The organism is Arthrobacter sp. AQ5-05 (genome assembly GCF_003287975.1).
Classification (GTDB): domain Bacteria; phylum Actinomycetota; class Actinomycetes; order Actinomycetales; family Micrococcaceae; genus Paeniglutamicibacter.
This window is the reverse complement of record NZ_QMKQ01000003.1, coordinates 230,523-252,925: the sequence shown is the minus strand read 5'-3', so window position 1 is coordinate 252,925 and position 22,403 is coordinate 230,523. Positions and strand designations below refer to the sequence as shown.

Sequence of the window (22,403 nt, the reverse complement as noted above, 5' to 3'; positions counted from 1 at the left end):
GGCTAAACCTGACATTCTGTCAGGACTCACCTGACATGATCGAGAGGCGCTCAGCAGTGGATCCGGCACCAGCACGAACGACGGCGAAACGGCAGGGAAACCCGGCGGCCTTCCGGCGGCTCTTGGCATCCACCGCCTTCGAATCCTTGGCCGACAACGCCACCCGGACCCTGCTGCCGGTGATCGCCGTGGCAAGCCTCGGCGCGGGCACGGCGGAGGTCGGCCTGCTCAACGCCCTGGGACTCGGGGCCTTCCTGGTCCTGGGACTGCCGATCGGCGCCCTGGTCGACCGACTCCCCAAGCTCCGGGCCATGCGCGCGGCAGACCTCGCCCGGGCCGCACTCATCCTGTCGATCCCGCTGCTCTTCCTGCGGGGTTCCTTGGACATGTGGCATTTGCTGGTGGCCGCCGCACTGCTGGGCATCGCCGATGTCTTCTTCACCTCGGCCAGCGGGGCGCTGGTCCCGTCCCTTGTGGGGACCAACGAACTGGGTGGCGCCTATGCCAGGCTCCAGCGGGTCTCCAGCCTGGCCTCGATCGGCACCCCCGCAATGGCGACCGCGGGGTTGAAGATCCTCGCCGCCCCGCTGGCCTTGGTCCTGGGCGGCGTCGGCTACCTGTGCTCTGCGCTCCTGCTGCCCCGAGCCTCCGGCCACCCCTCGCTCCCGGCGGCCGGGCCAAGGCCACGGTTTTGGCGCTCGATCGCCCAGGGGCTGTCGATGGCCGTTGGCCATCGCACAATGCGCGCGCTGCTGCTGTCGAACCTGTTGCTCAATGCCGCGGCAATGCTGGGCAACTCGGTCCTCGCCGTCTTCGTGATCTCATCACTGGGGTTTTCCGCCGCAACCTTCGCCCTGGTCGGGACCGTCTCGGCAAGCGGCGGCCTGGTTGCCTCGCTTGTTGCCCCGCGGCTGCTCGGGTTCCTGGGCATCGGAAGACTGAAGATCGCGGCATCCTTGGGCTGCGTGCCGGCCGTTGCGGCGCTGGCCCTGGCCGAAATCCTGCCGGGCCCCGCCCTGGCCTGGGTGGCCGCACAGTCATTTTTGTGGGCATTCATGCTGGTGCTGGCGACCGTGGCCGGCGCCGGGGTCATCCCGCGGCTGTGCGAGGAATCGCGGCTTGGCGCCGTCATGGCGGGCAACCGCTTCTTCACACTGGGGATCATGCCGGTGGCCAGCATCGCTGGAGGCATTGCGGCGTCCGCCTTCGGGATCCAACCGGTGCTGTGGGCTTGGGCGCTGCTGGCAGGGCTGTCTGCCCTACCCCTCCTTCTCTCCCCGCTGCGCACCTGGCACCTGGGCCCCGAACCGCGCGGAAACAATGCCTAAGACGCAGGCATCCGCCGACGCACGGTTGTGCCGGCGGATGCACAGGCGGCCCAGGCCGCGCCTAACCCTCTTGGTGGTGCAGCTTTTCCGAAACGTCAATGCTGGGCTTCATGGCCAGGAAGGTTGCCAGCAAGGCCAATCCCCCACCGATCCATGCGGTGAGCGCCGGGACATTTGTCCCGTTGAAGTGGCCCAGCCATGGCAGGATGATGGCCAGAATGGAAGCCAGGACCTGCCCGATCTCGATCCCGAACAGGTTTGGCCCGGCCAGGTTGACCACCCCGACAGCCAGCAACAGCACCCCGGAGATGATCAGCATCGACACCGAATTGCCCATGCCCTCCGACCAGATGGGCGTCAAGGCCATTACGATCCCAACGACCACCACGACCCAATCTTCCCAACGCCTGAATCTACGCATCGGACTTCAACTCCTTTGATGCCACGTACTTGCTCCTGCCTTCAGTCTGGGCCTGGTGCGTCGTGGCGTGTAGGGGCTTTCGTCCCGCAGATGCATTCGGGCCCGACCCGGCGCTCCTCGCTGGACGCTTGGCTCGGTTGGGTCCTTGATGACGAATGGATGTCGCCCGAAAACTCGGGATTCCTGCCCACCCGTCTTGACTTATCTCACATTTCAGGATTACCTAATGATCGTTCGGTAAATAACTGAGAGGCCCCTTCATGAGCGACACCGGCGTCGATGCACCCCTGGCACATCCCCTGCTGAAGAACGACTACGCATCCGAGTGGATGGGCATCGAGGTGCTCAAGGTCGACGTCGGGCATGCCACGATCACCATGAAACTGCGCAAGGAAATGCTCAACGGATTCGGCATCGCCCACGGAGGCATGATCTTCGCCTTCGCCGACACCGCCTTCGCGCTCTCCTGCAACCCGCACACCGGCTCGGCCGACACCATGACCGTGGCAGCGGGCGTGGACATCAATTTCCTCAAGCCAGGCATCCCCGGCCGGACGCTGACCGCCGTGGCCAACCGCCGCCAGCAATCCGGGCGCAGCGGAATCTACGACATCCAGATCTTCCAGTCCGTCCCCGATTCCGAGGACGAGGTGCTGGCCGAGTTCCGCGGCCGTTCCCGCACCATCCCCAAGCCCGCCTAGGGCCAAACCTTTACCCCTCCCAAAACCCCATCGCTTGTAAGGCCACGACATGACCCAGACCTCCACCCGGATCGAACTGCCCAACCCGTTGGACCCGGAAGAAACCATAAGCCGCGATCAGATCGAATCGATCCAGCTCACGCGCCTGCAGGACACCCTGGCCTACGCGTACGACAGGGTTCCCCTATACCGGGAAAAGTACGATGCCGCCGGCGTGCACCCGAGCGACCTGAAGGAACTGGCGGATCTGGCCAAGTTCCCGTTCACGGAAAAGGAAGACCTGCGCAAGACCTACCCGTTTGGCATGTTCGCCGTTCCGCAGCACGAGGTCGCCCGCATCCACGCATCCTCCGGCACCACCGGCCGGGCCACCGTGGTCGGCTACACCCAGAAGGACCTGGACGACTGGGCCAAGATGGGCGCGCGCTGCTTGCGCCTCTCGGGCGTCAAACCGGGATGGAAGGTCCACAACGCCTACGGCTACGGCCTGTTCACCGGCGGACTCGGTGCCCACGCCGCGGCCGAGCGCCTGGGCACCACCGTGATCCCGATGTCCGGCGGCCAGACCGAAAAGCAGATCACGCTGATCCAGGACTTCGAGCCCGACGCAATCCTGTGCACCCCCACCTACCTGCTGACCATCGGCGATGCCATGCAGCGGGCCGGAATCGACCCGCGCAAGACCTCGCTGAAGACCGCGGTCCTGGGTGCCGAGCCATGGACCGAGGAAATGCGCCACGAGCTCGAGGTCATGTTCGACATCGACGCCTGCGACATCTACGGCCTGTCCGAGGTCATGGGCCCGGGCGTGGCCGGCGAGTCCAACCAGACCAAGGACGGCAGCCACATCTGGGAGGACCACTTCCGCCCGGAGATCATTGACGCCTTCGACGAGACCCGGGTCCTGGGCGACGGCGAGCACGGCGAGCTGGTGTTCACCTCGCTGACCAAGCAGGCGCTGCCGATCATCCGCTACCGCACCCACGACCTCACCCGCCTGCTGCCGGGAACCGCACGGCCGGGGCACCGCCGCATGGGACGGATCACCGGGCGGAGCGATGACATGATCATCCTGCGCGGGGTCAACCTCTTCCCGTCCCAAATCGAGGAAATCGCGTTGCGGGTGCCCGGCCTTTCCCCGCACTTCCAGCTGGAGATCACCCGCCCCGGGCGCATGGACCAGCTCGCGGTGAAGATCGAGCGCCGCGAGGACTGCACCTCTGACCGCGCCGAGGCTGCCGGCAAGGAACTCGCCAAGCAGATCAAGATCCATGTCGGTTCGTCCTGCGCCATCGACGTCGTGGACCCCGGTTCCCTGGCCCGTTCCTCGGGCAAGCTGCGCCGCATCTACGACCTGCGCGAGAAGAAGTAGGCCGGCCCCCGCCGCCTGGAGGGGCGGGCGATGGATACACCACCGCCCGCCCCTCCAAGCGGCATCCAGGCCCGGATTTACGGACCGACCGTTCGTGAGAGAATGAGGAATCATGACTGCCAGCGTTACGAACTCCTCACCGACCAAGCGCGGTCGCCCCGGATACGACCAGGAATCCGTCCTCTCGATCGCCGTGGAGGTGTTCAACAAGCACGGCTACGACGCCACCTCCATGGGCAAGCTCGCCGAGAACCTGGGCATCAGCAAGTCCGCGATCTACCACCATGTCCCCTCCAAGGGCGACTTGCTGCGTCTGGCCCTCGATGAGGCATTGGTGCCGCTCGAGGCCATCGCCGAGGACGAACGTGCCAGCGTGGGCACCGCCGAGGAGCGCCTGAAGTTCTTCCTCCGCTCCACGATCCGGGTCCTGGTCAAGCGCCAGCAATACGTGACGCTGCTGCTGCGGCTGCGCGGGAACACCGAGATCGAGCGCGACGCACTCCAGCGCCGCCGCGCCGTGGACCGCAAGGTCTCGGACCTGGTGGTCGAGGCGCAGCGGGAAGGCTCGCTGCGCAGCGACATCGACCCTCGCACCACCACCCGGCTGCTCTTCGGCACCATCAACTCCCTGGTCGAATGGTTCAGGGAAGATGGAAACGTCACGGCCGAACAGGTCGAGGAGCACGCCATCACCATGATGTTCGATGGATTGCACCAGAACAGCCAATAGGGATCACCAACTCAAGTCGCGCTACGATCAATAGCTGAGGCACCGCACCGCCCCCACCGATTTTCTTTGTGAATAGGCAGCATTCTTCGTGGACGAACTTTTTTACAATCTTTTCACCCAGGCCCCCGGAACGGATTCCGGAACCCAGGTGGCCCTCTTTGCCCTCTCGGCATTGCTCAGCTGCATCGCCATGGTGCTGCTCGCCCGGCGCAACGACCTGGGCTGGTGGGCACAGATCCTGGCCATCTTCGCCGGCCCGCTGGTCATCGCCCTGCAATTCGAGGCGTCCCTGCTCGCCTACGCCGTGCCGGCCCTGCTGGCGGCGGCCTTCGGCCTGTGGCGCTTCTCCAAGTTCGAGATCTCCGGGAAGTTCGGACGCAAGGTCATCCAGCGCGGGTTCAGCGTCAAGTCCTTGCTGATCGGCCTGCTGCTGGTGCTGGTGTTCACGGCCCTGCGCATGGGCCGCATGCTGACTTCCGGGTTCATCTTCACCGAGGGAACCTCCGCCTTGTGGTTCTCCTTCGCGGCCGAGGCCGCGCTGATCGTGTCCCTTCTCGGCATCGCGTGCGGTTACCGCTGGGCCTGGCTGGCCAGTACCGCGTCGGCCATCGTCTATGTCGCCCTGCTTTTTGACACCAACCCCGCACTGGCCCTGCTCGGCGTCACCGTCTTCCAGGCCCTGGCCGGACTCTACGGCTGGTTCGCCTGGCGCAACCTGCCCACCCAGGCCTCGATGGAAGCCGACGCGACGCCTGGCGCGAAGTACCCGCCAAGCCCATACACCGCATAGACACAGGCGCGTTTTTCCGTCACGGCAAATGGCCCGGAACCAGTTGGTTCCGGGCCATTTGCCGTCCAACGTCGATCCCCGGTTTACGCGGTACCCGCAGGGGCGAGCGGCAGCGGCGGAACCAGGGCGGGGCCGTCGCTGGACAGCCGGGCGCAGGTCTGCACGTCGTACCGCACCGGGTTCCCGTCTACATCCAGGTAGCGCAGCTTTGCCCGTTCCAGGCCCTCGACGCGGAACCCGGCGTTCCTGGCCACGCCCGCAGAGCCCGGATTGTTCACCCGGTAGGCCAGTTCGAGCCGGAAAAGCCCCAGGGACCCGAAGCAGTGCTCGGCCAGGGCGGCGGTCGCCCGCGATGCCAGCCCCGCACCGCGGGCTTCGGGAGCGACCCAGTACGACACCCACGCCGTGTCGTGGCGGCGGTCGATGGCGCCTGCCATCACGTGCCCGACGGCCCTGCCCGCCACGTCGATGGCGAAGGCCACGGCACCCTGGTTCCCCGCCTCGAGCCACTGGGCCAGCCAACGCCCGGCCGCCGCATCCGAGTTGATCGGTTCCCCGGCCTGTGCCGCCATGTCATCGCTGTCGAAGGCATCAAGGATTGCCGCGATGTCTTGTCCGGAGTCGGTCCACGGGCGCAGGCATGGTCCCGAAGCGGAATTCCTACCGTCAGTCATGGTGCCACCCTAGGTCCGAAGGTGCCAAGATCCTGCCCACCCGGCCTCCGCCCCGGGCTGGACGGCAAGGTTTGCTGCCGGTGCTTGGGCAAAAGACAAGACATTGTGATCAACGACCCAATATGACAGAAGCATTTCGCATCATACTTAGGGTCAGGCACGAGCATCATGTACATTTGCTGAAACTTCAGATTTAGTTCGACCCGACGCGGCACAATGACGTGACCGCCGTGCAACACTTGTCCCCGTTCGCCGTGGTGACAGCAAGGAGCAATGACGCATGAGCACCCAAGCACTGCAAGAACCCGCCGAGGTCCAGGTGCCGACCAAGAAGTCGGCCGGACACATCATCGTTGACACCCTGGTGGCCCACGGCGTGGAACGCACGTACGTGATTCCCGGGGAGAGCTACCTGGACGTCTTGGACGGGCTTCACCACTCCCCCATCGAGACCATCGTCTGCCGCCACGAAGGCGGTGCCGTCTACATGGCCGAGGCCGACGGCAAGATGCACCAGCGCCCGGGCATCGCCATGGTGACCCGCGGACCGGGTGCCGCCAACGCGCACGTCGGGCTGCATACCGCATGGCAGGACTCGACGCCGCTGGTCCTGTTCGTGGGCCTGATTCCCTTCGCCCACCGCGACCGCGAAGCCTTCCAGGAATTCGACATCAAGGCCTGGTTCGACACCGGAGCCAAGCGCGTGATGGTCCTGGACCACGCGGAGCGGGCCTCGGAAATCGTGGCCGAAGCCATGTTCGCCGCCATGAGCGGACGCCCCGGCCCCGTGGTCGTCGGATTGCCCGAGGACGTCATCCGGGAAATGGTCGACCCCGGCCTGCACCCGGTGATCCCGGTGGCCAGCGGCGGCATGACCGTGACGGACTGGAAGGAGCTCAAGAACGCACTCCAGCAATCCTCCAAGCCCCTGTTCGTCTTGGGCGGCAACGACTGGACGCATGAAGGAACAAGCCAGCTCGCCACCTGGCTCGAGGAACACCACCTGCCGGCAGCCGTCGAATGGCGCTGCGAAGGCAACATCCCCTTCAGCTCGCCCTCCTACGTCGGTCCCATCGGCTACGGCCGCCCGAAGCCCACCTACGACCTGCTCGAGGAAACCGACCTGCTGATCTTCGTCGGCACCGTCCCGGGCGATGTCATCACCGACGGCTTCCTGGTGCGCCAGGACTGGTCCAAAAAGAACTTCCTGGTCACCATCGACCCGTCCCTGCGCGGCCGCTCCGGCCCGGTTTCCCACCAGATCGTGTCCAAGCCCGATGTCTTTGTCAGGGACCTGGTCATGATGGAGTTCTCCGGCAAGCCCGAATGGAGGTCCTTCACCGAACGCATGCGCGGCGAACAGGAAAAATTCGCCGCCCTGCCCCCGGCCACTCCCTCGGCGGGGCCGGCACGCATGGACACGCTCATGGCCAACCTGGTCCCGTCCCTGCCCAAGGACGCCATCATCACCCTGGGCGCCGGCGAGCACACCAACTGGGCGCACCGCTACTTCCCTACCGAGGAATACGCCTCGATGATTTCGGCACGCAACGGGTCCATGGGGTACTCCGTGCCCTCCGCCATCGCGGCCTCGCTGAACTTCCCGGGCCGCCGCGTGGTGACCATCGCCGGTGACGGCGAGTTCCTGATGAACGGCCAGGAACTGGCCACCGCGGCACAGTACGGCGCCACCCCGCTGGTCATCGTGATGGACAACCAGGAGTACGGAACCATCCGCACCCACCAGGAACGCCACTACCCGCAGCGGATCTCGGGCACCCAGCTGAAGAACCCGGACTTCGCGTTGATGGCCCAGGCCTTCGGCGGCTTCGGCATCCGCGTCGAGAACGACGCCGATGTTCCCGCGGCCCTCGAGGCCGCGCTGGAGGCGATCGATGAAAAGGGCCAGTTCGCCCTCGTCCACCTGATCGTGGAACAGCGCGTCAAGGCCTACTGACCCGGCCACACGACCGAAAAACCACAGGTGCCTGCCGCATCCCCGCCTCCGGGGAAACGGCAGGCACCTGTGCGTTGCTGCGCGGCCGGCCACCTCAGCCGGTGTTCGAATCGCGATCCGGCAAGGCATCGAGCAGGTACCCCGCCCAATGCCCGTAACCGGCCACCGAGGAATGAAAGCGGTCGGTGGCGAAGAAGGCATCCCCGAGCGGCGGGTCATCGGCAAATGACACGAAGTCCAGTCCCAATTCCGCGCACACCGCTGCCGAGACGGCGTCCAGGCGGCTGGCCCGGCGTTCCAGGAACTCGTTCAGCGGTGCCGGAAGTGCCGGGAAGTACCGAAACGGCGGAACCCCCGCCACGACGATTTCCCGTTCCCTGCCCGGGTCCAGGAAGGCCCCCAGCACCGCCCGCAGGTCACTGCCCCAACGCGCGGGGCTCCGTCCGGCCATCGCATCGTTGGCCCCGGCGACCAGAACGACGATGTCGGGGTCGTGTTCCTGGATGAGTCCGAGCACTTCGAACCGGATGCGTTCCATGGTGGCGCCATTGGCTCCATCGGCCTCCCACGCCACCGGGCGGTGCCGCCGCGCAGAGAGACCCACCGCCAGCTGTCCGGTCAGCGCCACGGAGTGCGTGGGAGCCCCGGTCCCGGCAACGTTGGAATCCCCGATGACCAGCAACCGCAGCAGCAGCCCGCCGCTTCCGGCCGCATCGACCAGGCCCCGGTTGGGTCCCGCCGCCCCCTGGAGCCTCGGGATGTTCCTGGCGATCCGGTGTCCCTGCAGCAGGGAAGGTCCCGCCTGCACTGCATCCAGCCAAACTCGCCGGACTCGTTCGATGCCTCCGAAGCTGCTCATTGTGGTTCCCCTCGCGTAGCCCTGCCCCTGAACCAACCCCGTGCGCCCACCGCCACGATTTCCCGTGCCGTCCCAGTCCTCAGGGTCGACCTTCCCCGGGCCCCTGTCAATGAGCCGGAGCCGGGCGGCGGCCTCCCCTGCGGTGCCCGGGCAGGCCGGTTGTCGGGGCACTCTTGCGGGAAACGACGCCGACATGGGCTCGCTCTCATTTGGGTCTCATCAATCTCGGCCATACTTGGGGTCATGGGATTGGGAAAGATCGGCAAGATCGTGGCCACGCTGGCGGCGCTCTTGGCACTGGGTTTCGGCGCCTACGTGGTTGCCCTGGAACTTTCGGCTCCGCCGGCGGTGAACCTGGGCCCGGGGATCACGATCGAGCAAGGCACCGCGCCCGCCACCCCGTCACCGACATCCGCGACACCCGGCCCCTCGGCCGTGCCCACGCCAACGCCATCGGTTTCAACATCGACCAGGCCTTCGACCAGCCCCCCGTCCAAGAAGCCCACGGTCCTGCCCGGCAAGTCGGCGCCGGTCAAGCCGCTGCCGCCGTCCAAGGCCTATGACGATGACGACGACGACGATCGAGATGACGACGACGGGGACGATGATGATTAGGATTCCCGAGCTCGCCCAACAACTTGCCTCCGCGCCCGAAGGCACCCGTTTTGCCCGCCGAGGGTTCGCCGTCCGCACCCGGGTGCTGGCCGGGATGCTCGGGTTGATGACCCTGGCCTTCGCCGTCACCGGAACCGTGGTCTACCTCTTGCAGGTCAAGACCATGGACGCCCGCATCGACGACTCGCTCAAGCGCAGCGTCCAGGAGTTCCAGGTGCTGGCCGCACACAGTTCGGACCTGGCGACCGCCGCCGAACCGCTCACGGCCGAGGTGCTGCTGTACACCGCGATGCAGCAAACCCTGCCGGCACGGCACGAGGGGATGCTGAGCCTGGTCAACCAGAAGGTGCGTTGGACGGCCCCCGAGGTCGTGCAGACCCGCCTGGAAAACGACCCGGGATTCGTCGCCTGGGCGGCGCACGAGGCCCCGGACGAGAAGATCATGCTGCAGACCGTGCCGACCAGCCAGTCCACCTATCGCGCGGTCAGCATCCCGCTAACGGTCACACAGCCCCGGACCCCGGCACACCTGGTCTTCGCCTACGACTACGCGGCCGAGAAGCAGGCACTGAACCGCGGCTTCGTGATGTACATGGTGGTGGGGATGGTCATCCTGCTGGCCGCGGGAACCGCCGGATGGCTGCTGGTGGGCAGGTTCCTGCGCCCGGTGGCGCTGCTGCGCGACACGGCCCGGAAGATCTCCGAATCCGATTTGTCCCAGCGCATCGAGGTCGTCGGGCGCGACGACCTGGCCGAGTTGACGATCACCGTCAACGCCATGCTGGACCGCGTGGAAAACGCCATGGTCTCCCAGCGGCAGCTGCTTGACGACGTGGGCCACGAACTGCGCACCCCGGTGACCATCATCCAGGGGCATCTCGAACTCATGGACCGGTCGGATCCGGTGGACGTGGACCAGTCGCGGGACATCGCCCTGGCCGAGTTGGACCGGATGTCCCTGCTGATCAATGACCTGGTCACCCTGGCCACCTCCAACAGCGTCGACTTCGTCCAACCCGTGCCCACGAACATCGGCACGCTGCTGGACGAGCTGCTGGACCGGGCCCGCCCGCTGGGCGAGCGGTTCTGGCGGATCGGGCACCGCGTGGAGGCCACCGCCAACGTCGATCCCCAGCGGATCACCCAGGCCATGCTGCAGCTGTGTTCCAACGCGGTGAAGTTCTCCGCCGACGGGTCCACGATCACCATGGGAACCAATATCACCCATGGCACCAACAGGGAATCGGTGCTGCGCATCTGGGTGCGCGACGAGGGGGTCGGCATCGCGGCCGAGGACCAATCCAGGATCTTCGAGCGCTTCGGGCGGGGCCGCAACTCCAAGCGCACCGAGGGTTCGGGCCTGGGCCTGAATATCGTCTCGGCCATCGCCGAGGCGCATCACGGGTCCGTCGGGGTCAGCTCCGACGTGGGCGTCGGCTCGACCTTTGTCATTGAAATCCCCACCAGCCTGGAAAGAGAAGTAGATGAGCCGGATACTGATCATTGAGGACGAGGAACGCATCAGCTCCTTCGTTGCCAAGGGACTGAAGTCCTCCGGCTTCCAGCCGACCGTCGCCGACACCGGCAAGGAGGGCGGCTACCTGGCCCAGACCGGGGACTTCGAGTTGATCATCCTCGACCTCGGCTTGCCCGACGAGGACGGGTTCTCGGTGCTCTCGCGGATCCGCTCCACCAATGTCGATACCCCGGTCATCATCCTGACCGCGCGCTCAAGCATCGACGACACCGTTGCCGGGCTCGAAGGCGGGGCGGACGACTACATGGCCAAGCCCTTCCGCTTCGAGGAGCTCCTGGCCAGGGTGCGGCTGAGGCTACGTCCGCAGGCGGCGGCGCCCGAGGACCAGGTGATCCGCGTGGGGCCGTTGGAGCTTGATGCAGGCAGCCGCCGCACCCGTCTGCACGGGCGCGAGATCGACCTCTCGGCCAGGGAATTCGGGTTGGCCGAGGCCTTCATGCGCAACCCCGGGCAGGTCCTCAGCCGCGAGCAGCTGCTCTCCCGGGTCTGGGGCTATGACTTCGACCCCGGTTCCAACGTCGTGGACGTATACGTGCGCTACCTGCGCAACAAGCTGGGAGCCGAATGGTTCACCACGGTACGTGGCATGGGCTACCGCTTCGAGGAACCGGGCTAGCCGGGAGTCCGGCACCGGGCCCGGGCGGCCGGCGAGGTTGCGCCCCGCGGGCCCCGCGGGTCCCGCGGGTCGGGCCGGCACGGTTTGCGTGCCTGACGCGTTCCGGCCGGATGCCCGAAATGGGCACCCGGCCGGAACGCTTCCTTGCTTGCCTACTTGCAGGTGATATCCACCCAGTAGGTGTGGTTCCCGTCGGCGTGGTCGGCGGCCGGTGCCGGCTCTTGAAATGGAACCGGCACCCGCCGCGTGTCTTGGCTTCTGTCCGCTAGGCGGCGCTGGCCGCCGAGGGAGCGGACTGCGGCGACATCGGGGACACCGCCGACACCGGCGAGGCGGCCGACTTCGCCGAAACCGGCGAAAACGCAGACTTCGCCGAAACCGGCGAGGCGGCCGACTTCGCCGACACCGGGGAAACTGCGGATTTGGCCGAGACTGCGGATGTTGCAGACTGTGCCGAGTCGGCCACCGCGGCCGAGGCATCGGCCTTTTCAGCGACCCGCTCCACGGAGGAGAATCCGTGCTGCGCAGCGCTTTCCTGCATGACCACGGTCTCGTTGGCCGGGGCGATCGGCTGGGCGACTGCAACGCCCGCTCCGATGGCGACTACGCCCAGCGCACCGGTGATGGACCAAAACGTACGTGACTTCTTCATGGCTGCGAACCTCTCGTTCATTGTCTTGCTCTTGATCTGCTTCCAGCATGGCCAATGAATGTGAGCCGAAGAGGAGAGCCCGATGAGAACGCTCTCATCTTCGCCACCGTGGGCTTATTCGGCGCGGACCAGCAACTGTTCCACCAACACCAACCGGGCCAGGGCCACTGCATGCCAGTCGGGATTCGCCTCGTCACGGGCCCCTGCCACGAGCGACAGGACCACGCACGCCGCCCGGGCGTACAGCCCCTTGGCGCAGATCCCGCGGTTCCCGAGTTCCGCCTCGAAGGCCGTGGCATATAGCTCGAAGTAGCCGTTGACGCGCCCATAGCGCGCGTCCAGGTCCGGCAGGACCGCCAGGTGCCCCAGGAAACAGGCCAGGTCGTCGACCAGGTACCCGGGACCGGCCGAATCGATGTCGAGCAGCCCGGTGATGGTTCCGTTCTCGACGAAGATGTTCGCCTCGTAGAAGTCCCCGTGGCTGGGCACCAGCTCACCGCGGTGCGCGGTTTCCAGGATGCGGACCAGGCGTGTGAGCAGCTCCCCGATCTTTCCGGCCTGGTCGGGGACGGCGGTTTGCGCGGCATGCCCATACCAGCCCAGGCGGTCGGACCAAGCCGGTCGCGCCGGGACGTCCAGGAGGGTCTGCGGCAACGCGTCGAGCAGCCCGATGATGTGTTGCGGCGCCAGCGGCAGCTCCGGGGCGTGCATAAGGTCCTCGGCCAGGGGCACTCCGTGGGCCCGGTGAAATGCCAGGACCCCGTCGATCGGCGGCCCCGCCGGTATCGGTACCGGGATTCCGGCGGCCAGCAGCGCCAGGTGCTTCCCATGCAGGAGCTCGGCGTCCTTGCGCAGCACCTTGAGAAACAATTGCTGCCCGTCGCCGAATCGGGCCAGCATCACTGCCCGGCGCAGCGGTCGATAGGCCAGGGTTCGCAGTTCCTCAATCACCCGGCCCCCTCCCCAGTGCTCCTCGACCAGCGTCGGGGTGGTTGCCAGGGGAAGTCCGGGCAGCAGCGGGTCGGCCGGGTGAAGCCAGACGATGACGCTTCCCCGCCCGCTGTCCAGGTGCACGGTCCCCTCGGGAACCGTCCCAAGCCTTTCGGCCGTTGCTCCCAGGTACAGGGTGGTGGATCCGTTGGTGGCCTCGAAGACCCCTGAGACCCCCGCCCCGGGCCGGTGGTGCAACTCGGCCACGGTGATCCTGGCATCCGCCAGCCCCATGGGCCGAACCACCTCGGCCAGGATCCCGGCGAACTCCGGCGAACCGAAGAATTCAAGTTGTTCGCGTTCGGTCCAGGCGTTGGCATCCTGGATGACCGGTGCATTCATCGATTCCTCGTTCCTCGTGTACGCACGCGGGGCGAACCGGCGCCGGGGGCCATGCGGAAGGGGGTTCATTCCCCTGCCCGCTACCTTCTCACATCCGGGGCGCGGCCCACCACGCGCCCCGCCCGCGGTGCAGGCCACCGGCAAACGGCAATGGCCGGCCGCCTGCACCCTTGAAGGGAATCAGGCGGCCGGCCAATGGAAGTGCCGGCGCGGGCGCGCGGCGTGGTGCTACTTGTCCCAGTTGGCGTAGGTGGTGTCTTCCTTCTCCACCAGGGTCAGCACATCGTAGGTGGCCACGATCTCGCCGTCCTGGTTGTTGATGACCGCATCCCAGGCGACCTCGCCGTAATCGTCGGTGACGCGCGGGGTGATCTTCTTGGCGGTCAGGGTGACGCGGATCGAGTCCCCGTCCGGCACCGGGGTGATGAAGCGCAGGTTCTCCAGGCCGTAGTTGGCCAGCACCGGCCCCGGGGCGGGCTGGACGAAGAGCCCGGCCGCCCAGGAGACCAGCAGGTACCCGTGGGCGACGATGCCGGGGAAGAACGGGTTGGCCTCGGCCGCGGCGCGGTCGGTGTGCGCGTAGAAGGTGTCACCGGTTTCGTTGGCGAAGGCGGTGATCTCCTCGAGGGACACCTTGCGCAGCGGTGAGGCGTAGGCGTCGCCGATCTTCAGCTCGGCCAGCGACTTGCGGAACGGGTGGATGGCACCGGCGACGGCGCCGAATTCCGGGTCCCCCGCAATGACGCGGTCGGCCCCGGTGTGCCAGACGCCGGTGACGGCGGTGAGCATATTGGGCGAGCCCTGGATGGCGGTGCGCTGCATGTGGTGCTTGACCGAGCGGATGCCGCCGAGCTCCTCGCCGCCTCCGGCGCGGCCCGGGCCGCCGTGGACCAGGTGCGGGACCGGGGAGCCGTGGCCGGTGGAGGAGCGTGCGGTTTCGCGGTTGAGCATGTGCACGCGCCCGTGGTGCGAGGCGATGCCGGTGGTCAGTATCCGTGCGGTGTCAGCATCGTTGGTGCAGACCGTGGCCACCAGCGAACCGGCGCCCATGGCCGCCAGGTGGATGGCGTCGTCCAGGTCGGTGTAGCCGATCACCGAGGAGACCGGGCCGAAGGCCTCGCGGCTGTGCACGGCCTGGTTTTCCACGTCGTCCCAGGTGAGGATCAGCGGGGACATGAAGGCCCCGGCATCGACGGTCTTTTCCTCGCCGCCCATGGTGCGAACCACAGGTGCGTCAAGGGTTCCGTAGGCGATCTCGCCGCCGGCGGCGATCATTTCCTCGACGGCGCCGCGCACGTCGCGCAGCTGTTCCAGGGAAGCCAGGGCTCCCATGGTCACGCCCTCGGCGCGCGGGTCGCCGATGACCACACGCGCATCGAGGCGCTGGCCCACGGCCTTGACCACGTCGTCGACCAGCGCGGCCGGGACGATGTTGCGGCGGATGGCGGTGCACTTCTGCCCGGCCTTGGAGGTCATCTCCGTGGTGACGGCCTTGACGAAGGCCTCGAACTCGGGGGTGCCGGTCACCGCGTCCGGGCTCAGGATGGCCGCGTTGAGTGAGTCGGTCTCCGCGGTGAAGCGCACGCCGCCGTCGATGACGTTCTTGTGGGCCTTCAGCGCCGAGGCGGTGGAGGCGGATCCGGTGAAGGACAGCATGTCGCGGTAGTCCAGCACATCCAGCAGGGTCCGTGCGGAGCCGGAGATCAGCTGGATGGAACCGGCGGGCAGGATGCCGGATTCGACCATCAGGCGCACCATCGCCTCGGCGACATAGCCGGTGGGGGTGGCTGGCTTGGCGATCGTCGGCACCCCGGCGATGAAGGCGGGTGCGAACTTCTCGAGCATGCCCCAGACCGGGAAGTTGAACGCGTTGATCTGTGCGGCAACACCGGGGATGCGGGTGTAGATGTGCTCGCCGGCGAAGGATCCGTCGCGCGAGAGCACTTCCATGGGTCCGTCGAGGATGACGTTGGAGTTGGGCAGTTCGCGCCGGCCCTTGGAGGAGAAGGTGAACAGCACGCCGATGCCGCCGTCGATGTCCACCATCGAGTCGATCTTGGTGGCGCCGGTGCGGTAGGAGATCTCGTAGAGCTCCTCGCGGCGTTCGTTGAGGAACTGCGCCAGTTCCTTGAGCTTGAGGGCGCGTTCGTGCAGGGACAGCTTGCCCAGTTCGCGCTGGCCGACGGTGCGGCCGTACTCGACGACGGCTGCAAGGTCCAGGCCGTCGCTGTTGACCGTGGCCAGGAGCTCGCCGGTGTTGGCATCCAGCACGGGGGTCCCGCCGTCCGGATCGGAGGGGGTCCACCAGGAGTTTTGGACGAAGCTGGGAACCAGTGGAGCAATGGGAGTTGTCGTCATCGACGAAATCCTTCCTGAACGATCGGTCAGTATTAGCAACCACAGTACAGTATGGGGAAGAACGCCACGAGCCTCGGGCGTCACACAGCCTCGACACTCAGGAGACATGCAGCATGAGCGCAGAGCGCCCTACCGCGCCCACCCCGGAAACCTCCATCGACGGCGTCTGGCAAATTGCCCTGGGCGAGCTTGATATCAAGATGGGCATCAAGATCATCGAGGAATCGGTGCAGCGGGTCGTGGCGACCATGCCGGTGGAGGGAAACCGCCAGTCATTCGGGCTGCTGCACGGCGGTGCCTCGCTGGCCGTGGGCGAGGCAGTTGGCTCATGGGCCGCGGTGAAGCACGCCTCGACCATGGGCAAGTCCGCGGTGGGAGTGGACGTCTCGGCCACCCACCACAAGGGCGCCCGCGAAGGGACCGTCACGATCACCGCAACCCCCATCAGCCTGGGACGGCGCCTGGCCAGCCACCAGGTCCTCATCGAGAACGAAGCCGGCGAGCGCCTGTGCACGCTGCGGATCACCAACCTGATCATCGACATCAAGAAGTAGTGCCGCAACGCCACCGGCTCAAGGTCGGCAGGCGACCGTCGGCTTGCCACCACGCCGGAGCGTAGCTGAGCAGCTCCCCGGCCTCGCAGTCCAGGGCCCTGCAAATCGCCTGCAGGGTGGAGAAGCGCATCGCCCTGGCACGGTTGTTCTTGAGGATCGACAGATTCACCACGCCGATACCCACCCGCTCGCCCAGTTCCACCAGCGTCATCGACCTCCCTTCAAGCAACTCCCCCAAATGACATTGGAACTCGGTGGGTTCCTCGGGCTCGTCACGAGCCACTAAATCAGCCCTGCCGTGTCTTTTTGCATTTCGAGACCGGGCCTGAAGATCTGCGCCGTGGTGAGCAAGCCAAGGCCGGCCCAAAGCGGCCCAGAGCGGCCAGAAAATCACCTCAAACTCGAACCCGCTTGGCTCCAGCTGGCCAATGATGTCGTTCAGGCTTTCGCGGCCCACGTTGGCCGTATCCCGGTGCACCCCATCCTGATGCAGCCAAGATGCTTATCGCGATGCTCGACCATGGCACCCACACCCGCCACAAACCCACAGCTCCAAGTGATTGACATGTGTCAATGAGTTGTGGTGTCCTTGAACCGACAGCGACAGTAACTACCTGAGGAGGAAACCAATGAGTGTCCCAGCCGTGACCCCGGATCCATGTTTTCCTTCCCACAGGAGTTACTCCAGCAATGCAGAATTACGTAGAAAACAACTTTCCAGACACCTTTGAACGGCGATCCGCCGGCGCCAACGCCAGGCACACCGATCGTGCGGATGACTGGAACTATCTTGACGACCAGCTCTCGGAATCCCAGCGCTGGTCTACCTGGCCGGCCACCGAGAAGCTCATGCGCGGGCCCCTGCCGTACCCCGAATTCGTCATCGAGGATGCCGGTGCCATCGACACCGAGCTCGGCGTGCTCAAGACCGGCAAGGAAGCCGACGTCTTCCTGATCGAGCGCGCCACCTCGGACCAGCACGTGCTGTTGGCTGCCAAGCGCTACCGGTCACCGGAGCAGAGGTCCTTTACCCGGTCCTCGACCTACACCGAGGGGCGCAACGTCAAGCGTTCACGCGATGCCCGGGCCTTGAAAAACGGCAGCACCTACGGTCGAATCGTTGAGGCCTCTCGCTGGGCCAATTCCGAGTGGCAATACCTCCGGCTCTGTTTCGAGGCAGGCGCCCCGGTTCCCTATCCGGTACAGATCATGGGCACGGAAATCCTGATGGAGTTCATCGAGGACCCTGAAGCCCCGGGCGCCGCGGCACCGCGACTGCAACATGTGCGTCCCGACCCCGAGCGACTGGACCGCTACTGGGAGCAACTCGTGGATGCCATGAAGGTCTTTGCACGGCTGGGGTTTGCCCATGGGGACCTCTCCCCCTACAACGTGCTCGCCGCCGGGGACCGCCTTGTGGTCATCGATTTGCCGCAATTTGTCGACCTTGCGGGCAATGAGCGCGGTGTCTGGCTGCTGCAACGCGACTGCCAAAACATCTGCGTCTGGTTCCAGTCGCGCGGACTGGATGTCGACCCAGAAGAGTTGTTGGCCGAACTCATCGCCGAGGTTTGGTAGGCATCCAGTGTTTCGGCTTCGCACCCGCACCCCCGGGTCGAATTGGTACATCCGCTGTGCTGGAAATCGGGCGCTTTCCGGGGCTATTCTTAGCCAACAAAACGCTTGGGCCGCGCACACGACACGACAACACTCGCACCTTTGGCATGGGAATGCGGCCACGTGGCCAGCGCTGGCCATCATTTTCGGTACCTTGAGAAATTCCCGGAAAGGACCTTCAAGTTGCGTACCGCATACAAGGTTGTTGCACACATCATTGCCGCCGCCGTCGTGATCCAGGCGGCGCTGATCGCCTGGTCGATGTTCGGGCTGATCCCCGACCTGGAAAACGGAACGGTTCCGGCTGAGCCCCCATTGGCCGCGATGCTGCACGGCATGATCGGGATGTACGCCGTGCCGGTGCTTGTGCTGGCGCTGGTGGTCATCGCGTTGCTGGCCCACGCAGGCCTGAAATGGGCCTTGTGGCTCCTTCTGGCCGTGGCGGTGCAGATCACGCTCGCCTTCGTCGCCTTCGATGCTGCATGGGTCGGGGCGCTTCACGGGCTCAATGCCTTCAGCATCATTGCGCTGGCCGAGGTCGGCGCCCGGGCGGTTGCCCATGCACCGGAGCATGTGCCGCACACCAAGGGCGTCATGCGTCCGGCGACGTAACCGCCCGTTGCATCTCCCATTCACGGTCCGTGGCCAGCGCGGCGAGGAAATCGTCGTCGTGGCTGGCCACCACCATGGCACCCCCAAACGACTCAAGCGCCGAGAGCAACTGCTCGATCGTGGCCATGTCCAGGTTGTTCGTGGGCTCGTCAAGCAACAGGAGCTGGGGAGCTGGGTCGGCCAACAGGATCATCGCCAAGGCAACCCTGAACCTTTCACCACCGGATAGCCTGGACACCGGTTCATCGACCCGGCTGCCACGGAAGTGGAATGCCGCGAGTTTCTCCCGTAAGGTCCCCGGCTCCACACCCGGCGCCGCGAGACGCAGGCTCTCCAACATGCTCAATCCGTCATGGAGGCCCGCCCAGCCGTCGGTTCCCGCGATGCCAAGCCGCTGGCGCAGGAAACCCGTCGGCACCTTGGCCCCGGCCTCGAGCCGGCCCAGCAACGTCGATTTACCGACACCGTTGCCACCGGCCAGCCCAATGCGTTCGGGCCCCCGTATCGCGAGCACCGAGTCCTCCGCCAGGGGCTCGTCATGTTCGAGCACCACCCCGCGGGAGATCCCGGCAACCGGCATCTCGACGATGCCGCGTCCCGCGGGAACTCGGGTCTCCGGAAGATCGATCGCGATACGCAGGTCAACCGGCACCGCCTCACGTGCGGCAGCCGGTTCCGCGGCAGCATCCGCTTCATGCGACTTCATGATGCCTCGGTTTTTGGCGGCGGCCACCTCGGCCTGGTTGCGCAGCGAGTTGGCCAGGATCTTCGGCATCGACCCGGCGGCCTTCCGACCCTGCCTGGAGCGCCTGGCGATCCTGGTCTCGGCTTCGCGGCGCTGGCGCTTCTCGATGGCCAGCTTGCGGCGGGCATCGCTCAGACGGCGCTCGGCACTGTCCCCCTCATGGCCCCTGGCTTCGGCCCTGGATTCCCAGTCCCCGAAGCGCACCAGGTCGAACTTCTCGGCGCGCCATGCGCGCACATTCACCGGCCGCAGTTCCGCCAACGAGTCCAGGAGCCGCAGCAGCGTCTTGTCGTGGGTGGAGACCACCATGGTTCCGGGATAGCGCTGCACCATGTCGTACAAGCGGTGGCGGGCGGTCCGGTCCAGGTTGTTCGTCTGCTCGTCCAGCAGCATGATCCCGCCGCCGCGGATTCCGACTCCCGCCAGGCCCACCGCCATGGTTTCGCCGCCCGAGAGGGTGCCCACGGTCCGCGACAGGAATTCCGGGGCGACCGGCACCTCCAGGTAACCGTTCAACAGCGCCGACGAACGCTTCTCCAGGTCCCAGTCGTCCCCGATGGTTTCCATGTCGAGTTCCAGGTCCTCGGTGGTGTTCGCCAGGACGCGCCGCAGCGCCGCCAACTTGGCGGCGATTCCCATCAGGCCGGCCACGCTGCGGTGGGTGTCCAGGACGATGTCTTGTGCCAGGTAGGCGGGTTGCGAGTCCGCGTGGATTGCACCCCGAACGGCTTCCAGTTCTCCGGCGATCAACCGCAGAAGCGTTGACTTGCCCGAGCCGTTGGGCCCGATCAGCCCGGTGGTTCCGCTGGAGAACCTGGTGGAGAGGCCATCGAAGACGGTGCCGCCGTTGGGCCATGAATAGCCGAGGCGGTCAATGACGATGGGGTTGTGGTGCTGCATGGTTGTTCTCGATTCGACGATGGATGCGCCAAGACTTCACCATGGCCTCGTTCGCGCCCCGACTTCGGGGTGGAAGTCATGGGGGGCCCGTGGCGCGGTTAGGCGAAGGCGAGAACCACAAGCACGTCGTGTCCGTTCGTGGCAATCGGACCATCCAATCCTCCGGCCCGCGGTCGCCGGAGGTCAACCGTCCGCGCCGCGGGCCACCAGGCCGGGTCCTGATTCCCAGCGGCCCATGAGCATCTGCTCTTCCGCCGCAGTGAGCCCGGAGCGCAGCGAATCCACGTCGATTCCCCCTCCGCCACGGATGATCTCTTCAATCGTCTGGCGCAGGCTCCGCCGATACAGCCCCAGCCGCAGGGCACGGGCATCCGAGCGGCGGGCAAACCCTGCATATCCGTCCTCCTGCGGCAGGAGAAGCGGCAGCGATGTGGGACCTGCCCACGGATTCACCCGGTCCTCGGCCATCCTGGAAACGTCGTAGCCAACCAGTTGGTGTGTGGGCGCCGGGTGTCCGGTCGAGGCCGCCACGGTTGCGGCTGCTTCCCGGGCCATCTCCAGCGTCTGCCCCAAGGTGTGCAACGCGCCGACGGCGTTGACGTATCCGCGCTCCCCGGCCAGTCCCGCGTCGAGGATGAAGGCGGCGAGGTCGCGCACGTCGATGATTTGCACAGGGGCGTTCCCGTTGGGCACCGCGGGGACCAGGACCGGATCCCGGCGCTGGGCAAAACGCAGCGGCCAGTAGGTGCTGCGTCCACTCGGGTCCCCGGGCCCGCCAATCAACCCGGGACGGACCACCAGCGCCCTCCCGTTGCGCTCGTGCATGCTTAGTGCCTCGCATGCGGACTTGGCCCGCCCGAAATCCGCGCCCTCCCCGTCTTCAGCCTCGGGCAGTGGTTCGGCGGTCCCGGCGGTTTCGTCGGCGCCGGGCTCGGACTGCAGGGCATAGGCCGAACACGAGGATACGAAGACCCAGTTCCCGGCGGCTCCGCCCAGGTGCTGCACCGCCTCCCGGGCGAATCGCGGCCTGTCGGTGAGCTCGATGACCAGGTCCCAGGCCCGGCCCGCCACCTGCCCGTAGGCGGCAGGTGCTTGGCGATCGGCGATCACGGCGCTGACCCCGGGGACAAATGGCTTGGTGCCGCGGGCCAGCGCGGTCACCGCGTGTCCGCGATCCAGAGCCTGGCGGGAAAGCGTTTGTCCCAGCCACCCGGTCCCACCCAGCAACAGTATTTGTGTCATGTCTCGAGCCAACATCGTGCCCGGTCCAGGGGCAAGGCCTCTTCGTTCTTGGCGTAGGAACGTCCCGACGGAATCCGACACATTGCAAGGATGGGTTGCCGAAGCGAGCGGGTACCGGGTGGCGCAGATAAGGTGAGGCCATGAAGCGTTTTTCGGGATTGATCGCAGCATTGGCCGGCCTTGCCCTCGTGTTGACGGCCTGCGTGCCGATTGACACGAACGCCTCCATCCCGCCACCCGACGAATCCACGGGTTCCACCGGCGACACCTACGTGCCGCCCGTCGAAGCGCCGCGTGAGGATCTGCCGCTGCAGGAATACAGCGCCATCGACCTCGACCAGCGGATCGCCAAGCTGCCGCGCTCGATGGCCGCACCCCAGATCCAACAGGGGTCACACCCCATCGACCATGGAGTCCCGGGCAGCGAACGGGTGCTTCTGGCGGAGCAATTGACCGCAAGCAGCCGTTTTGCACTGCCCCGGGAAAACACGGGCGACAGGGTCCTCATCGAGGTGGCCTGCTCAAGGAGCATCGGCTTCGAGGTCATGCTCTTCGACATCGACGGGGCCCCGCTGGGGGGCGGCTCGTCATCGGAATGTTCGCCCGGCGGGCCCAACGGCTTTGGGATCGGCATCAGGGGCAACCCCCAGCTGGGCCAGGTGCAACTCGCCTTTGACCGGGAATCCGGGATGGAACTCAGCGTCGTGACCTTCACGCACGCTGACGGGCAGTGAATCCCGAATGATGGGGGATCGAACCCACCAGACCGCCAACACGCCGAAGCATGCGTA

The 22,403-nt window shown here is 66.3% G+C and carries 22 protein-coding genes; 13 read left to right on the top strand and 9 right to left on the bottom strand.

What is annotated here, in order from left to right:
- Nucleotides 1-35 precede the first annotated feature (35 nt).
- Complete coding sequence (locus DQ353_RS05605; protein WP_181578258.1) at nt 36-1,328, top strand: MFS transporter; 1,293 nt, start codon at nt 36-38, stop codon at nt 1,326-1,328.
- Between the two features lie 61 nt (nt 1,329-1,389).
- On the opposite strand, the gene DQ353_RS05600 is transcribed toward DQ353_RS05605, so the two are convergent.
- Entirely contained in the window at nt 1,390-1,749 is a 360-nt protein-coding gene (locus DQ353_RS05600) for an SPW repeat domain-containing protein (RefSeq protein WP_502696376.1), read from the bottom strand.
- Between the two features lie 260 nt (nt 1,750-2,009).
- On the opposite strand from DQ353_RS05600, the gene paaI reads away from it, so the two are divergent.
- From paaI to DQ353_RS05580, 4 genes are all read left to right on the top strand, one after another.
- Nucleotides 2,010-2,450, top strand: a complete 441-nt coding sequence (gene paaI / locus DQ353_RS05595) for a hydroxyphenylacetyl-CoA thioesterase PaaI (protein WP_113761789.1) — start codon at nt 2,010-2,012, stop codon at nt 2,448-2,450.
- 49 nt (nt 2,451-2,499) lie between these two features.
- Complete coding sequence (locus DQ353_RS05590) at nt 2,500-3,822, top strand: AMP-binding protein (protein WP_113761788.1); 1,323 nt, start codon at nt 2,500-2,502, stop codon at nt 3,820-3,822.
- Between the two features lie 112 nt (nt 3,823-3,934).
- Entirely contained in the window at nt 3,935-4,552 is a 618-nt protein-coding gene (locus tag DQ353_RS05585; protein ID WP_113761787.1) for a TetR/AcrR family transcriptional regulator, read from the top strand.
- A gap of 88 nt (nt 4,553-4,640) precedes the next feature.
- A complete protein-coding gene (locus tag DQ353_RS05580) occupies nt 4,641-5,342 on the top strand; it encodes a nicotinamide mononucleotide transporter (protein WP_113761786.1) in 702 nt (233 codons plus the stop codon).
- Nucleotides 5,343-5,425: 83 nt separating this feature from the next.
- Here DQ353_RS05580 and DQ353_RS05575 read toward each other — a convergent pair whose 3' ends face one another.
- Nucleotides 5,426-6,016 carry a GNAT family N-acetyltransferase gene (locus tag DQ353_RS05575; protein ID WP_113761785.1) on the bottom strand — a complete coding sequence of 197 codons (591 nt, stop codon included), beginning with the start codon at nt 6,014-6,016 and terminating at the stop codon, nt 5,426-5,428.
- 280 nt (nt 6,017-6,296) lie between these two features.
- Between DQ353_RS05575 and DQ353_RS05570 the strand changes: the two genes are divergently transcribed.
- Nucleotides 6,297-7,973, top strand: a complete 1,677-nt coding sequence (locus DQ353_RS05570; RefSeq protein WP_113761784.1) for a thiamine pyrophosphate-dependent enzyme — start codon at nt 6,297-6,299, stop codon at nt 7,971-7,973.
- 94 nt (nt 7,974-8,067) lie between these two features.
- Here the strand turns inward: DQ353_RS05570 and DQ353_RS05565 are convergent, their stop codons facing one another.
- Nucleotides 8,068-8,832 carry an SGNH/GDSL hydrolase family protein gene (locus tag DQ353_RS05565; protein WP_181578257.1) on the bottom strand — a complete coding sequence of 255 codons (765 nt, stop codon included), beginning with the start codon at nt 8,830-8,832 and terminating at the stop codon, nt 8,068-8,070.
- 243 nt (nt 8,833-9,075) lie between these two features.
- On the opposite strand from DQ353_RS05565, the gene DQ353_RS05560 reads away from it, so the two are divergent.
- Genes DQ353_RS05560 through DQ353_RS05550 form a run of 3 tightly spaced genes read left to right on the top strand, consistent with a single transcriptional unit; the run spans nt 9,076 to nt 11,600 of the window.
- Nucleotides 9,076-9,447: a hypothetical protein gene (locus DQ353_RS05560; protein ID WP_113761782.1), complete on the top strand. Its 372-nt coding sequence runs from the start codon at nt 9,076-9,078 to the stop codon at nt 9,445-9,447.
- Nucleotides 9,437-10,954, top strand: a complete 1,518-nt coding sequence (locus DQ353_RS05555) for a sensor histidine kinase (protein ID WP_286166623.1) — start codon at nt 9,437-9,439, stop codon at nt 10,952-10,954. The genes DQ353_RS05560 and DQ353_RS05555 overlap by 11 nt, the downstream gene beginning before the upstream one ends.
- Complete coding sequence (locus DQ353_RS05550) at nt 10,932-11,600, top strand: response regulator transcription factor (RefSeq protein ID WP_113761781.1); 669 nt, start codon at nt 10,932-10,934, stop codon at nt 11,598-11,600. Before DQ353_RS05555 ends, DQ353_RS05550 begins: the two co-directional genes overlap by 23 nt.
- A gap of 265 nt (nt 11,601-11,865) precedes the next feature.
- On the opposite strand, the gene DQ353_RS05545 is transcribed toward DQ353_RS05550, so the two are convergent.
- The 3 genes from DQ353_RS05545 to paaZ form a co-directional block, all read right to left on the bottom strand.
- The gene (locus DQ353_RS05545; RefSeq protein WP_113761780.1) at nt 11,866-12,273 is read right to left on the bottom strand and encodes a hypothetical protein; all 408 of its coding nucleotides are present in this window, start codon (nt 12,271-12,273) and stop codon (nt 11,866-11,868) included.
- Nucleotides 12,274-12,366: 93 nt separating this feature from the next.
- Nucleotides 12,367-13,584 carry a phosphotransferase gene (locus DQ353_RS05540; RefSeq protein ID WP_181578256.1) on the bottom strand — a complete coding sequence of 406 codons (1,218 nt, stop codon included), beginning with the start codon at nt 13,582-13,584 and terminating at the stop codon, nt 12,367-12,369.
- Nucleotides 13,585-13,812: 228 nt separating this feature from the next.
- Nucleotides 13,813-15,942, bottom strand: a complete 2,130-nt coding sequence (gene paaZ, locus DQ353_RS05535; protein ID WP_113761778.1) for a phenylacetic acid degradation bifunctional protein PaaZ — start codon at nt 15,940-15,942, stop codon at nt 13,813-13,815.
- 113 nt (nt 15,943-16,055) lie between these two features.
- Between paaZ and DQ353_RS05530 the strand changes: the two genes are divergently transcribed.
- Complete coding sequence (locus DQ353_RS05530) at nt 16,056-16,496, top strand: PaaI family thioesterase (RefSeq protein ID WP_113761777.1); 441 nt, start codon at nt 16,056-16,058, stop codon at nt 16,494-16,496.
- On the opposite strand, the gene DQ353_RS05525 is transcribed toward DQ353_RS05530, so the two are convergent.
- Nucleotides 16,486-16,779, bottom strand: a complete 294-nt coding sequence (locus DQ353_RS05525) for a helix-turn-helix domain-containing protein (RefSeq protein ID WP_220093976.1) — start codon at nt 16,777-16,779, stop codon at nt 16,486-16,488. The two genes, DQ353_RS05530 and DQ353_RS05525, sit on opposite strands and share 11 nt — an antisense overlap.
- A gap of 407 nt (nt 16,780-17,186) precedes the next feature.
- On the opposite strand from DQ353_RS05525, the gene DQ353_RS05520 reads away from it, so the two are divergent.
- Together DQ353_RS05520 and DQ353_RS05515 are read left to right on the top strand one after the other, a co-directional pair.
- Nucleotides 17,187-18,074, top strand: a complete 888-nt coding sequence (locus DQ353_RS05520; RefSeq protein WP_113761776.1) for a serine protein kinase RIO — start codon at nt 17,187-17,189, stop codon at nt 18,072-18,074.
- Nucleotides 18,075-18,296: 222 nt separating this feature from the next.
- On the top strand, nt 18,297-18,725 hold the full coding sequence (locus tag DQ353_RS05515; RefSeq protein WP_113761775.1) for a hypothetical protein: 429 nt from the start codon (nt 18,297-18,299) through the stop codon (nt 18,723-18,725).
- Here the strand turns inward: DQ353_RS05515 and DQ353_RS05510 are convergent.
- Together DQ353_RS05510 and DQ353_RS05505 are read right to left on the bottom strand one after the other, a co-directional pair.
- Complete coding sequence (locus DQ353_RS05510; protein WP_113761774.1) at nt 18,706-20,370, bottom strand: ATP-binding cassette domain-containing protein; 1,665 nt, start codon at nt 20,368-20,370, stop codon at nt 18,706-18,708. The two genes, DQ353_RS05515 and DQ353_RS05510, sit on opposite strands and share 20 nt — an antisense overlap.
- Nucleotides 20,371-20,553: 183 nt before the next feature.
- The gene (locus DQ353_RS05505) at nt 20,554-21,612 is read right to left on the bottom strand and encodes a Rossmann-fold NAD(P)-binding domain-containing protein (protein ID WP_146755208.1); all 1,059 of its coding nucleotides are present in this window, start codon (nt 21,610-21,612) and stop codon (nt 20,554-20,556) included.
- A gap of 140 nt (nt 21,613-21,752) precedes the next feature.
- On the opposite strand from DQ353_RS05505, the gene DQ353_RS05500 reads away from it, so the two are divergent.
- Nucleotides 21,753-22,346 (top strand): hypothetical protein, encoded by a 594-nt coding sequence (locus DQ353_RS05500; protein ID WP_113761772.1) that lies wholly within the window; start codon nt 21,753-21,755, stop codon nt 22,344-22,346.
- Nucleotides 22,347-22,403 lie beyond the last annotated feature (57 nt).